The organism is Glutamicibacter sp. JC586, from assembly GCF_009805585.1.
GTDB lineage: Bacteria > Actinomycetota > Actinomycetes > Actinomycetales > Micrococcaceae > Glutamicibacter.
In genome coordinates, this window is the sequence record NZ_VHIN01000002.1 from 522427 (window position 1) to 534797 (window position 12371).

Genomic DNA, 12371 nt, shown 5'->3' on the forward strand with positions numbered 1-12371 from the left:
TGCCGTCAACCTCCTGGCGGCTGGATCGACGGATAATAGACCGTGACCCGTGACCCGTGACGGGTATCTTGCCGGTGTTATGGTGGCCGGCGTTGCAATGATGTATCACTGCCTCGCAGTGAATTTTGAGCGCAACGACTCAGGCCTACCGATAGAGGGTCTGCGACGACTACTGATGACTTCTACAATTTATGCCATCGTGATCCAGCTTGTTTTTATGCTGGTGTGGCCGTTGGCTGTGGACACAAAAACTTTCGGAGAGCCACTTGCCGCGGTCTATCTGTCCGATCCCTATGGCTTCGTTGTCACCGCGCTATTTGTTGTTACTGCTTTCTTTTGGCAGTCTTTGTCGCTCGTGGGATTGAGCTCTCGAAAAACGCTCGGCTTGATCTTGGGGTTTGTGTACCTCTTCGCGATTGCCGGGCTCACAACGTGGCAGGGAGTCGTGAACTTCAGCGCTCCTGCAGATCAGGCGAATCTTGACCTTTGGCTGATTTTGTCCGTGCTTGGTGTGGCCCTTCAGCCGGTCGCTGGAATTCTTGTCAAACGCAATATCGAAAGACATCGGTTAGATCCCTTCTAACCGTTGGCCGTGGTGCTCAGAGAGGTGGAATATGGATGAAATTCTTGGCTGACCGATTTCCAATGGCCTGCCTGACTCGCGGTGAGTTCCCGGCCGACTCGCGCGCTGAGCTCATCGAGGGCACGCACGTACTCGGGAACTATTTCTTTTGGCAGACGAAGACCCATGGTCAGATGTGGAGTCCATCGCGGGCCTCGGCCTTCCGGATTCAGCGCGCTAATCTCACGGGCAGCGATTTCCAGCTCATCAGAAGTCTCCAATAACCAGGCGACGCTCTGTTTGCGCTTGGTTCCGAAAATGACGGTACCGACCCGGGAGAAGTTAGCCGGCACGAGAGCCGGCATAAGTTCAGCGGCACGGTCGGTTACCTGACTCGGGAGTTTCGGTGCAAAAGTGATGCTGATATGAGGAGTTTGATTCTGCCGGGGAAACCCGCGCCGCTCTAGTTCCGTGAAAATCCCGCGAACATTCTCCTCATGTGCGGCGCTCAAGTACAGCAAGATATTTTCGGGTGATCTACTCATCTAGTCCACCACCTACAGGTTGCTTCGATATGCTTGCCCCAGCCAGTCCATTAGTTCGTCATCCAGATCATCGGCGATGTGTCGGCCGACCCTGGTCGTGACACTACTACCTAATCGGCTGCCCGGAGGTAACAACCGGGACGAGGTCGGGGCTTGTTCCCAGCGCAACCCCAGATCCAACCGGTTCTTGGTCACTGGTGCGAGAACTGCGAACGTTCGACGCTGGGCTTGCAGCCCGGTGAAAGTCTTACGGGCCTGAACGACAACATCCCCAATGTCTGAAAGTCTGGACATCAGGGTGTCGTAAATTTCGCGCAGTTGCTGTCGATCAGCGAATTGCGTGTCGACGAGTTCCTGTGCTGTTTTGGTGAAAAAGTCGGGATACCCGAAGCACTCGTGCACCAAGAGCATCTGACTGTACCCGGTGACACCCTGCTCGTTACGGGGATCGATCTCAGCCACCCGGTCATTCCAGGTCTCCAGCTTCTGTCCCTTCTTACTTTCAAGCATCTCCATCTGCCACTGGCGCATTTCTTGCCAAGAGCGTGCTTGCTGATTGCCGGTTCCCATGGTGCGATGATAACAAGCAGTTGCTGACTTGTTTGACGCTCAATGAGGAGTAATCGACAGGGCAATACAAGAAGTTAATGGCGTAAGACTGGGCGTCGAAAGCTTTGGTGACCCATAGCATCCACTCATACTCAGTGTTGGTGGGACCACCATGCTTTCCTGGCCTGATCAGTTATGCGAAAAGTTGGCTGCATTCAACAAACACGTTGTTCGCTACGATTTACGTGACTGTGGAGAATCAACGACCGTGAATCCGATGGACCCCCCTATAATCTGCGCGATCTGGCAAAAGACGCCGTGGCGCTGGCACGGAGTCTGGATGAACGTCCTGCGCATTTGGCCGGCATCGGTATCGGCGGCATGATCGCCCAAGTCGCGGCGTTGGATTTTCCTGACAGCTTCAGCACGTTGACCCTCTATGGGACGCGTCCAGTGGCACCTGGACCGGTGGATGATGATTTACCTGATCATGACCAGCAGATCATGCGAATACTGTTTTCTTCGGCTCTTCCTGACTGGACTGATCGTAAGGCTGTAGCTGAGCACGCCGCTGCGGGTGCGTTAGTCCTCGGCGATGATCCAGACCAAGCGCGAGAACTTGCTGAACGCATGTGGGACCGCACGGCTGAAAACACGCCACCTGCCCATATGGCGAACCAAATGGGCATCGTCTTTTCTAAAATTGACTGTTCTCCACGGTGGCGCGAACGCCTCGGTACGCTCAAGCAACCGACCCTTGTGGTTCACGGTGGTAAAGACCCTTTCTTCCCCGTAGGTAACGGCAAAGCTATAGCACGGGAAATCCCCGATGCGCAGCTACTTGTTTTGGAGAACGCATCGACGGCTATCCCTAGTGATCACACCGATCGCATTGCTGCAGCCATGATGGAACGAGAAATTTCCGAGTGATCAAACTCTAGACAACAGCCTCGGATTTGGGCATTGTTGGTCAAACTCAGACTTATTGCACGTGAACAATTTGGAGGAACCTCATGGGCGAGGCCTACATCATCGACGCACTTCGAACTCCCGTAGGACGACGGGGAAAGTCTTTGGCCCAGCTCCATCCACTAGATCTTGCCACTGCGCCACTGGCTGAACTGGTGGAACGCAACAACATTGATTCCGAAGAATATGACGAGATCATTCTCGGATGCATCGATCAGCTAGGCCCACAATCCATGGATGTCGCGCGCAATGCCTGGTTAGCTGCCGGATTATCGGACCACGTCCCGGGAACCACTATTGAACGCCAGTGCGGATCCGGACAGCAGGCCGTGTCCTATGCCGCCCAGGCGGTGATGAGCGGAACTAGTGATCTTGTAGTAGCCGGCGGTATTCAATCAATGTCCAGCATTCCGCTGTCCTATTCGAATAGTGCTGCCAAGGACTTCGGCTTCCCCGACCCCTACCAGGGATCCACGCGGTGGGCCGGCAGCTATGGGAATCAAGAAATTTCCCAATTTCGGGGCGCCGAAATGATGGCCCAGCGCTGGGAGCTTTCTCGCGAACAATTAGAGGACTTTGCCACGACGTCTCATGAGCGGGCCCTACATGCTCAAGCTCATGGCTATTTTGACCGCGAAATTATTGCTCTGGACGAGCTGGCCGTGGATGAGGGGCCCCGCACCGTCGACCGTTCCAAGATGTCTAGCCTTGCGCCCATCGTTGAGGGTGGACTACATACAGCGGCCACCGCGTCCCAAACGTCAGATGGTGCGGCCATGCTACTGGTCGCGTCCGAAGCTGCCGTAAAGCGCTATGGGTTAAAGCCTCGCGCGCGTATCCACCATGTCTCAGCCCGCGGTGATGATCCGATCATGATGCTCTCCGCGCCGATTCGCGCCACCAAGTTCGCGCTTGAACGATCCGGCATGTCATTGAAGGATATGGACCGGATTGAAATCAATGAGGCTTTCGCAGCTGTGGTGCTGGCGTGGCAGCGAGAACTGGGCGCAAACATGTCCAAGGTCAATGTCAACGGAGGAGCTATTGCACTAGGTCATCCCATCGGGGCTACCGGTGCCCGGCTGATGACCTCGTTGCTCCACGAATTGGAACGCAGTGATACCCGTTGGGGATTGCAAACCATGTGTGAAGGCGGCGGTCAGGCCAACGTCACCATCATTGAACGACTCTAAGTTTACTGCGCCGGGACGAAGGATAACCGATGAGTGATCCATGGGAACCCTACAGGCTAGAGACAGCTCTGGACATTGACTATCTTCAAGCCTTCTCCATGCTCACGCAGAAAGATCGTGAGCACTGGTTGCGTGCGCGGTCGTTGACCGCAGAGATCCTTCCGGTAATCAATGAGCACTGGGAAAACGCGCGTTATCCCGTCGACTTGGTGCGACGGGTCGGCGAATTGGATTTGCTGACCGATGGGCTGACCATTCCTGGCCATGAGGTTCTTTCACCACTAGCGGCCGGGCTGGTAGCCATGGAGATCTCACGAGCTGACGGATCCATAGCCGCAGCTGCGGCGGTCCAAGGCGGGTTGGTCTTACGGACCCTTAGCCTCTTCGCCAGCCAAGAACAACGAGATAAGTACCTTCAACCCGTTGCCAGTGGGCAGCTCTTGGGTGGTTTTGCCCTGACAGAACCGCACCATGGTTCAGATTCGGTAAGTCTGGAAACCAGCGCACAAAAGGATGGTCAATCTTGGATTCTGAACGGAAATAAGAAATGGATCGGTAACGGGGCTGCCGGAGGGATCACCCTTGTCTGGGCGCGCGATGTAGCAGACTGTGGAATCAAAGCGTTCATCGTTGATCAGCAAACTCCGGGATACGAAGCTTCGCCGGTGCGGGGTAAAGGAGTTCTGCGAGCTATCGAACAAGCCGAAATTCGGCTAAACAATGTACGGGTACCTGAGAGCGCTCGACTTCCTCATGTAAATAGCTTCAAAGATGTCTCCCGAGCATTGATTGCTACCAGGATTAATGTCGGCTGGTCTGCTTTGGGACATGCCCAGTTCCTCTTTGAAGCAGCACTGACCTATGCAAAAACTCGGGAACAGTTTGGCAAGCCACTGGGGGCACATCAAATGGTTCAGGAACGCCTGGCGCAAATGCTTGCCGAGCTAACCAATATGCAATTGCAATGTGTCGCGGTGGCATCTCAACAAGCTGCGGGAGCATTGAAAGACACTCAAGCTTCCCTGTTGAAGTATCACAACACTCGTGCAGCGAGGCGAATCGCTTCCACATCCAGGGACATGCTCGGCGGGAATGGCATCCTGCTGGAAAACCACGTGATCAGGCATGTTGGCGACATTGAGGCTTTGCATACCTATGAAGGCACCGAATCCATTCAGGCACTCATTCTTGGTCGTGATCTCACTGGATTCAGTGCGTTTAGCTAAGACCGACAAAAGCATTACTATACGAATGAATACTCACTTTTGCCGGGGAAGGCACAGATACAGGCATGTCATATTTGGTTGATTTCAAAGACGTCTCCACCGACGGCTTGGAGACCTCTCCAGTTGCGCAGGCGCTGGCCGGGTTACGAGCCAATGAGGCTCGTTACCTGAAAAACAAGTTCGATCACGATCTTGTACTCGAAGATGCTGGAGCAGCCGCGGACGTCGTCGACTGGGTTCACAAGATCTTGGTTGAAGAGCGAGAACTTCGCATTGATTCCCGCCCCTTGCAGGCCTGTGTTTTTGAAGCCGATGGCGCTAAGAGAGCTTACGTTTTCTATGAGTCCGGGCTATCCATCAACGTCTTGTACGGCATTGATGAAGGCGAGAAACGAGCTGTCGGTTTTAAGTTGTCCGACGGTATGGAGGTTCCTGTTGAGCTTGCGGATAAGTTCAAGTTTGCGCGACAGAAATCTAAGCTCGCCGGAACGATTCGTGGCTCCTACTTCGTAATCAAGAACGAGTACTAATCCCCCAGCTGCCCGAAACCATCTTGGGCTGCTTCTTTCAGAAAATCCTCGGGCCACATCTCCCAGAGTCTGGGTGGGAACACGATCTGATCTATCGGGGTTTGCTGTTGGTGCGCGATTTGGATCTCGCGTGCCAACAGTTCAAAGTATGTCTGCTGCCTGACAATGAACTCGGAAATTTTCAAGTCAAGTGAGACCAACGGGTGCTAAACAGCGGTCACTTCTTCACGCTCCTCCAGCTTCATTGGCTCGTTGATCCACGCCGCTTCAGGCACCTGCAGCTTCTTCGGCAGGCTACGCTGACCGAACCGTTCAGGATGCGCGCCCCACGCAGCCTGCAGCGCGGCAAGCCGTTGGTCCTCAACATGCCCGGTCATCCCGAAATGCACGTCCGCCGGCGTATGGAAGCCGATCTCCGAATGCCGGTGATGCCCGTTTGTGAATCGCGGAGTTAAATGTCGCTCTTTTCTCGGTCTACGATGACGACCTCAGCAAATAAGTATTTGCTGAGGTCGCGGCATCATCAGTAGGACTTACTTCGAGATCGCTGATTTGATCGCGGTCTCGAACTGCTCGGCAGTTTGAATTGGCAGTGGTTGACCATCGAGGAAGAACGTTGGGGTGCCGGTGATTCCTAGAGCTTGCCCATCGGTGAGATCCTGAGAAACGCGTTGTTGAGTTTTGGGGTTGGCGATGGCTGCGTCGTAGGCCTTCATATCTAATCCCAACTCTTTGGCATAGTCACGGAATAGTTCGCTGTAGTCATCTTGCGATTCACCCCATTGTTTTTGGGTGTCAAACATTTTTTGATACATCTGCTCGTACTTCTCCTGTTGCGCCGCAGCCTCGACAGCGACAGCAGCGTTCATTGAGTTACGGTGACCTGGAAGTGGGAAGTAGCGCTGAACGAAGGTGACGTTCTGCCCGTATTCTTTCCTCAGTTCTTCAACGAAGGGATATATGGAGCCACAAGCTTCGCACTCAAAGTCCAGGAACTCCACCAGGACCGCTTTCTCTTCTGGAGCCTTGGACAATACGTGGCTGTTAGGGCGGACGACTTGACCTTGAGCTGCTTCTGGCCCCGGTGCGGCGGCGAGGCCGGTTTTATTTTGGGCGGAATTCTTGGCGATCAAGATTCCGGTCAGTGTTCCAAGTATCAGGACGGTAATCACGATCCAGGCGATCGTTGTAGATTTGGTTCGTTTCCGTACGGTGGTATTCACTACGCAACTTCCTTTGGTGGTTCAGCTCAAACTTATTGACGACTCAACCGTGAGAATCAGCCTTCGGAGTCGTTCTTCTTTCTTCGAAGCCGATACGGGCGAGGGTGTTCAGGACTTCCTTGTAGCGGGATAAACTACTCTTTGATGCTGGCCATCTTTTTCCGTACTGCTCCAGCGGAAGTACGCATTTACTGGCTGTCACCGGTGCGTTTAGCCCGTGCAGCACGCAACCCATTGCCAATCACCACGACTTCAGCAACCTCATGAACCAACACCACAGCGGCTAACCCGAGGGTCCCGGTGATCGCCAGCGGCAAAAGCACTGCAATGATCGCCAAGGACAGGACGATGTTCTGGTTCATGATGTTGCGCCCGCGCCGCGCATGAGCCAACGCTTGCGGGATGAGCCTGAGGTCGTGGCCAGTGAAGGCCACCTCGGCGGACTCTATCGCTGCATCCGATCCGCTAGCGCCCATCGCGATGCCTACGGTTGCGGTAGCGAGGGCGGGCGCGTCATTGATGCCATCGCCGATCATTCCCGTGGGGCGGCGCTTGACCGATTCAGCGATCAATGTGGCCTTATCTTCAGGTCGCAGCTGCGCATGCACTTCGGTAATCCCGGCCAGCGCCGCCAATGCCTGGGCAGTGCGCTGGTTATCGCCGGTCAGCATGGCCACGTCCACACCCTGAGCTTGGAGCTGCCCGATGGCTTCCTTCGCTTCGGGGCGCAGTTCATCGCGAACACTAATAGCACCGATGATGCGGGAATTGCGGGTCACCAGGACACACGTCTGCCCCTGGTTCTCCATGGATTCCACTGCCTGAACCAGTGGCCCAGGGGTGATCCACCGGGGGCTGCCCACAGCGATTTCCGCGCCATCGACCCACCCCTTCACCCCATGGCCTGGTTCCTCGGTAACGTTCAATGCCGGAGGGATGTTGGTTGCGGCGTAGCTGATGGCCCGCGCGAGAGGATGCGTGCTGTGCTCTTCCAAGGCTGCGGCCAGGGACAGCACTTCCGCCTTCGAGACGTCGCCTATTGTGTGTACGGAGGCGACTGTTGGTTCATTGCGCGTGAGCGTTCCGGTTTTATCCACGGCCACGCGGCGCAGCGTGCCGAGTTGTTCGAAAGCGGCTCCGCTCTTAATGATGACCCCGAATTTGCTAGCCGCACCAATCGCTGAAACAACCGTCACAGGCACCGCAATGGCCAAGGCGCAGGGAGACGCGGCGACAAGTACGACCAACGCGCGGGTGATCCATGTTTCCGGATCGCCGAAAATTGAGCCGAGGACACCAACTAGGACGGCAAGAATCATAACCCCTGGGACGAGTGGCCGGGCGATGCGGTCCGCCAGACGGGCCCGTTGACCACGATCATTCTGGGCCTGCTCGACCAGGGAAACTAAGGTTGTCAACGAGTTGTCAGACCCTGCCGCCGTGGCGGTCACTTCCAACGCGCTGGAGGTGTTGATGGCTCCTGCCGCCACTTGATCACCCGTGGTGACTGCCACAGGTATTGATTCACCGGTGATGGCCGAAGTATCAAGGCTACTGCTGCCGGCGGACACCACGCCGTCGGTGGCAATCCGCTCACCGGGACGCACCCGAAGGATATCGCCAGCACGGATTTCGTTGGCAGATACTTCTACCGCTTGCTGATTGCGAAGGACCGTAGCTGTATCCGGAACAAGCTTCAGTAACGCGCGCAGCCCGGTGCGGGCTCGGTCCATGGCTTTGTCTTCCAAAGCTTCGGCGATGGAGTACAGGAATGCCAACGCAGCGGCTTCCTCCACGTAGCCAAGGATTACCGCTCCGGTAGCGCTGATAGTCATCAGTAGCGCAATGCCCAGCTTGCCCTGGGTGAAAAGCCTTCGAATTGCTCTTGGAACAAAAGTCGAAGCACCCAGCAACAGGCCAACCCAGAACAAGACGAGCGCGACTGCATGCGCGCTGCTTGCATTCGCACTGCTCCACTCAGTAATCAACCCCACAAGGAAAAAGGCCCCGGAGCCTAAGGGGATGAGAAGTGCTGGATCACGCCACCAGGGACGTTCGATCTCATTCTCTTCAACGTCTGTCGAAGTGGTCGCTTCGCAGCCGCATGCTGAACTCATGATGCATTCTCCGTGGTGGAAGTGGCGCAGCACCCAGGCACAGTGCAGGTGGAGTCGATGCAGGGTACCTGTTTGTCCACAGCCAAAGTCACGTTCACCAGAGCCAGTAGCGCTGCACTTAGATGGGGATCGGCGATCTTATATCGGGTTTTGCGACCTTCTGGTTCAGGGACGATAATGCCGCATCCACGCAGGCAGGTCAGGTGGTTAGAAACGTTGGTGCGTGAAATCCCAAGATCACTAGCCAGCTCGGCTGGATACCCCGGGGCGTTGAGCAGGGACAGGAGAATTTTGGAGCGGGTGGGATCGGCCATGGCTCGGCCCAGCCGGTTCATCACGTCGATCCGCGTATCAATGGTCATCATGTAGTGAACTATACAGCAATCGATGAACTATTGATCGTGTATCACCAATGAACGTTTACGAGACAGCTTCAATGAGTGAGGGTGAATCCGGCATGTCGTGTCTCGTAACCCGTGTCCGCAAACTATGTAACATCAGCACCGTTTGATTTACACTGAAGCAGGGCTTTGATTGGATACGCCCGCGTGAGCACGAACGATCAGAACCCTGCGAGCCAGGTCGACGCGCTGAAAGCAGCGAACTGCGTCAAGATTTTCACCGAGCACGCGTCCGGAACCCTCGCAACCCGGCCTGCGTTGACCGAGGCGCTGAACTACTTGCGTGACGGAGATACCCTCGTCGTGACCGAACTCGACCGCTTAGGCCGATCGGTGCGGCACCTCAAACACATTGCTGAGGATTTACAGCAGCGCGGCATCGGACTCAAAGCCCTCTCGCAAGGAATCGACACCACCACCCCAGGCGGCCGGCTGTTCTTTCACGTGCTGGCAGCCATTGCCGAGTTCGAGCATGACCTGATCGTGGAACGAACCAAAGACGGACTGGAAGCAGCCCGCGCTCGACGTCGTAAGGGCGGGCCACGCTTCAAGATGACACCAACGAAGATTCAGCAGGCCCGCTCCATGTATGACCAGGGCGAACATACTGTTCAGGAAATTGCCGATACTTTCGGCGTGTCCCGCCCTACTATTTATCGTCATCTCGCGCTTCAAGTCGAACAGGTCTAGTGCGGTGACATGATGGTACAGCTCACCTCGCAGCAGAAGATCGAACTGCTCCACCAACATGCAGATGGTGTTCCGTGGGCTCGTTTGTCGAGGCACAGCGCGGTGAGCGTGAGAACGCTGCAGCGGTGGGAAAAGCAAGGTGCCGCAGGCTCTCTGAGCAGAAAGCCTCGACGGGATTAGGGAACGCTGAGAACCGACCGTGATCTAGTACAGATCATCGAGGCTTTGTGTTTACGTACCCCTGCCCCCAGCTATGCCTATATCCATCGGCGGATCTCTGACATTGCCTTTGATCGAGGACTTCACGCTCCTGGGTACACCACTATCCGTTCTGTCGCTCGCAACATCGATCCTGGGCTACTTGCACTCGCCGCAGGCGGAAACCGCGAATACCGAGACAAGTTTGAACTTGTTTACCGACGCACCACCCAGGCTCCTAACGAACAATGGCAAATGGATCACACACTACTTGATGTGATGATCCTCGACGAGCAACAACGCCCCATCCGCCCATGGCTCAGCATCGTCCTCGATGATTACTCGCGCGCCATAGTGGGTTACTCCCTTAATGCTAAAGCGCCGAGTGCGCAACAATCAGCCCTTGCCCTGCATCATGCGATCAGCCGAAAAGACAATCCTTTGTGGCCGATTTACGGCCTGCCAAATGTCCTCTATACCGATCACGGGACCGACTTCACCTCCTCCCGAATTGATGAATTGTGTTTGGCTTTGCACATCCAGCTGATTCATTCATGAGTCGCGGTACCGCAGGGGCGCGGCAAAATCGAACGCTTCTATCGAACAATTACCACCAAGCTCTCGCCTCACCTGCCTGGCTACATACCGCACGGAACCAGCGGACAACCCATCAACCAACCAACTTTCATTGAATTTGCGCCAGCTCGACGCAATCATGGAGCGGTTCATCGTTCACGAGTACAACGAAAGACCACACTCCTCAACGGGCGACGCTCCTCACACCCGGTGGAAGGCTCAGGGATTTATCCCGCGCACCACAGAACATCCCGAAGATATCGACCTGCTATTGCTCACGGCGACTGCTCATCGAAGAGTACAGCGAGACGGCATCCGGTTCGCCTCAACCCGGTATATCTCGCCGGTACTGGCCGCCTATGTGGGTGAAGAAGTCACAGTGCGATACGACCCGAGAGATCTTGGGGAAATCCGCCTGTACTTCAACAACGAATTCCTTTGCCGTGCTATTGCTCCCGAGCGTGCGTCAATGGCCGTTACTTTCGAGGAACTGCGGCAGGCAAGGAACCACCAGCGTCGCTCCTTGAAACGACAATTGAAACAGTACGAAGAAATCCGTCAAACGATTCCCCAGGATCCGCGCTATCGTCCCGAGGAATCACCGACGACATCGCCTGAAGATCCGACACCAGGTCCTTCCTCGCAACGTCATGGATTAAAAACTTATGCCTCCGACGAATGAAAGTCCCAACCGGCCTCGTCACTCACTGTTGACTCCGGGAGATGACGGGCGACGTTTCCTCAACGGCCATTTCGACGAGTTCACTAATGCAGCGTCGCCCGTGGCCAGGAATAGACCAAGATTTGTCAGTACCCGCGAGCATCGCCGCTTTGTTGAGTTCGCGGATACAGTCCGGGCTCATCGATATATCGGGCTGTGTTATGGCGCTCCGGGAATCGGCAAGACACTCTCAGCTCGCAACTATGCCGGTACTGATGACTGGAAACTTTGGTTTCCATTAGCTGGGGAGGATGGGCCACTTCCAGCAGTTCCAGAACGCGCACTGGAGAGCCGAACCGCGTTCTTCACGCCTACCGTAGCCGCAACAATCAAGCAAATTGATCTTGGTCTACCGCGTGCTTGCCAACAAATTTCCTGGGGTGTTGAGTATGCAACGTACAGCCATGTTGACCCACTGGTTCACACCGATTCTCAGCACAGCGGTCACACGGAATTGCTGATTATTGATGAAACCGACCGTCTCAAAGCAACAGGACTCGAACAAGTTCGAGACTTCTATGATCGGCATGCCATGGGAGTCATTCTGATAGGTATGCCTGGAATTGAGAAGCGACTGGCACGCTACCCGCAACTCTATAGTCGCATCGGATTCTCCCATGAATACCGGCCTCTTCAACCAGGCGAGGTATCAGCGGTATTGGCCGGATATTTCCCAAATCCAGATCCACATGGCGACAGTATTGCTCATGCTGCCGCGCTGGCGTCTATCCTGCGAGTGACTAACGGAAACTTCCGCCTCCTTGACCGGATAACGACACAGATCAAAAGAATAATGAACATCAATCATCAAGAGCAATTGAATCCTGAAGTGGTGGATGCGGCGCAACAATCTCTTCTCATAGGTCATTAA

The 12371-nt window shown here is 55.2% G+C and carries 14 protein-coding genes and 1 pseudogene; 9 read left to right on the forward strand and 6 right to left on the reverse strand.

The features are described from left to right. The first annotated feature begins 49 nt into the window (after positions 1-49). Positions 50-583, forward strand: coding sequence for a hypothetical protein (locus FJV47_RS02600; protein WP_159609742.1), 534 nt, complete (start codon positions 50-52; stop codon positions 581-583). Here FJV47_RS02600 and FJV47_RS02605 read toward each other — a convergent pair. Next, positions 580-1107: a 2'-5' RNA ligase gene (locus tag FJV47_RS02605; protein WP_159609744.1), complete on the reverse strand. Its 528-nt coding sequence runs from the start codon at positions 1105-1107 to the stop codon at positions 580-582. The two genes, FJV47_RS02600 and FJV47_RS02605, sit on opposite strands and share 4 nt — an antisense overlap. A gap of 12 nt (positions 1108-1119) precedes the next feature. Further along, on the reverse strand, positions 1120-1677 hold the full coding sequence (locus FJV47_RS02610; protein WP_159609746.1) for a DUF5655 domain-containing protein: 558 nt from the start codon (positions 1675-1677) through the stop codon (positions 1120-1122). Positions 1678-1974: 297 nt separating this feature from the next. Between FJV47_RS02610 and FJV47_RS02615 the strand changes: the two genes are divergently transcribed. The 4 genes from FJV47_RS02615 to FJV47_RS02630 all read left to right on the forward strand — a co-directional run bounded on the left by FJV47_RS02615 (position 1975) and on the right by FJV47_RS02630 (position 5574). Continuing rightward, a complete protein-coding gene (locus tag FJV47_RS02615; RefSeq protein WP_235026307.1) occupies positions 1975-2586 on the forward strand; it encodes an alpha/beta fold hydrolase in 612 nt (203 codons plus the stop codon). A gap of 83 nt (positions 2587-2669) precedes the next feature. Next, entirely contained in the window at positions 2670-3818 is a 1149-nt protein-coding gene (locus tag FJV47_RS02620) for an acetyl-CoA C-acetyltransferase (protein WP_159609748.1), read from the forward strand. Positions 3819-3847: 29 nt separating this feature from the next. Continuing rightward, positions 3848-5044, forward strand: coding sequence for an acyl-CoA dehydrogenase family protein (locus FJV47_RS02625; protein WP_159609750.1), 1197 nt, complete (start codon positions 3848-3850; stop codon positions 5042-5044). Positions 5045-5109: 65 nt separating this feature from the next. Then, positions 5110-5574: a phage tail protein gene (locus FJV47_RS02630; RefSeq protein ID WP_159609751.1), complete on the forward strand. Its 465-nt coding sequence runs from the start codon at positions 5110-5112 to the stop codon at positions 5572-5574. Between the two features lie 206 nt (positions 5575-5780). On the opposite strand, the pseudogene FJV47_RS02635 reads toward FJV47_RS02630, so the two are convergent. The 4 genes and pseudogenes from FJV47_RS02635 to FJV47_RS02650 all read right to left on the reverse strand — a co-directional run. Next, positions 5781-6011: pseudogene (locus tag FJV47_RS02635) on the reverse strand (IS3 family transposase); the annotation flags it as partial. A gap of 96 nt (positions 6012-6107) precedes the next feature. Further along, a complete protein-coding gene (locus FJV47_RS02640; protein WP_159609753.1) occupies positions 6108-6797 on the reverse strand; it encodes a thioredoxin domain-containing protein in 690 nt (229 codons plus the stop codon). A gap of 188 nt (positions 6798-6985) precedes the next feature. Next, the gene (locus FJV47_RS02645) at positions 6986-8914 is read right to left on the reverse strand and encodes a cation-translocating P-type ATPase (protein ID WP_159609755.1); all 1929 of its coding nucleotides are present in this window, start codon (positions 8912-8914) and stop codon (positions 6986-6988) included. Next, positions 8911-9279 carry a helix-turn-helix transcriptional regulator gene (locus FJV47_RS02650; protein ID WP_159609757.1) on the reverse strand — a complete coding sequence of 123 codons (369 nt, stop codon included), beginning with the start codon at positions 9277-9279 and terminating at the stop codon, positions 8911-8913. Before FJV47_RS02650 ends, FJV47_RS02645 begins: the two co-directional genes overlap by 4 nt. A 165-nt stretch (positions 9280-9444) precedes the next feature. On the opposite strand from FJV47_RS02650, the gene FJV47_RS02655 reads away from it, so the two are divergent. From FJV47_RS02655 to FJV47_RS02665, 4 genes are all read left to right on the forward strand, one after another. Continuing rightward, the gene (locus FJV47_RS02655; protein WP_159609759.1) at positions 9445-10005 is read left to right on the forward strand and encodes a recombinase family protein; all 561 of its coding nucleotides are present in this window, start codon (positions 9445-9447) and stop codon (positions 10003-10005) included. A 225-nt stretch (positions 10006-10230) separates the two neighbouring features. Next, complete coding sequence (locus FJV47_RS16530) at positions 10231-10761, forward strand: transposase family protein (protein ID WP_235026308.1); 531 nt, start codon at positions 10231-10233, stop codon at positions 10759-10761. 130 nt (positions 10762-10891) lie between these two features. Next, positions 10892-11461 (forward strand): Mu transposase C-terminal domain-containing protein, encoded by a 570-nt coding sequence (locus tag FJV47_RS16535; RefSeq protein WP_235026309.1) that lies wholly within the window; start codon positions 10892-10894, stop codon positions 11459-11461. Positions 11462-11489: 28 nt separating this feature from the next. Further along, entirely contained in the window at positions 11490-12371 is an 882-nt protein-coding gene (locus FJV47_RS02665) for an AAA family ATPase (RefSeq protein WP_235026310.1), read from the forward strand.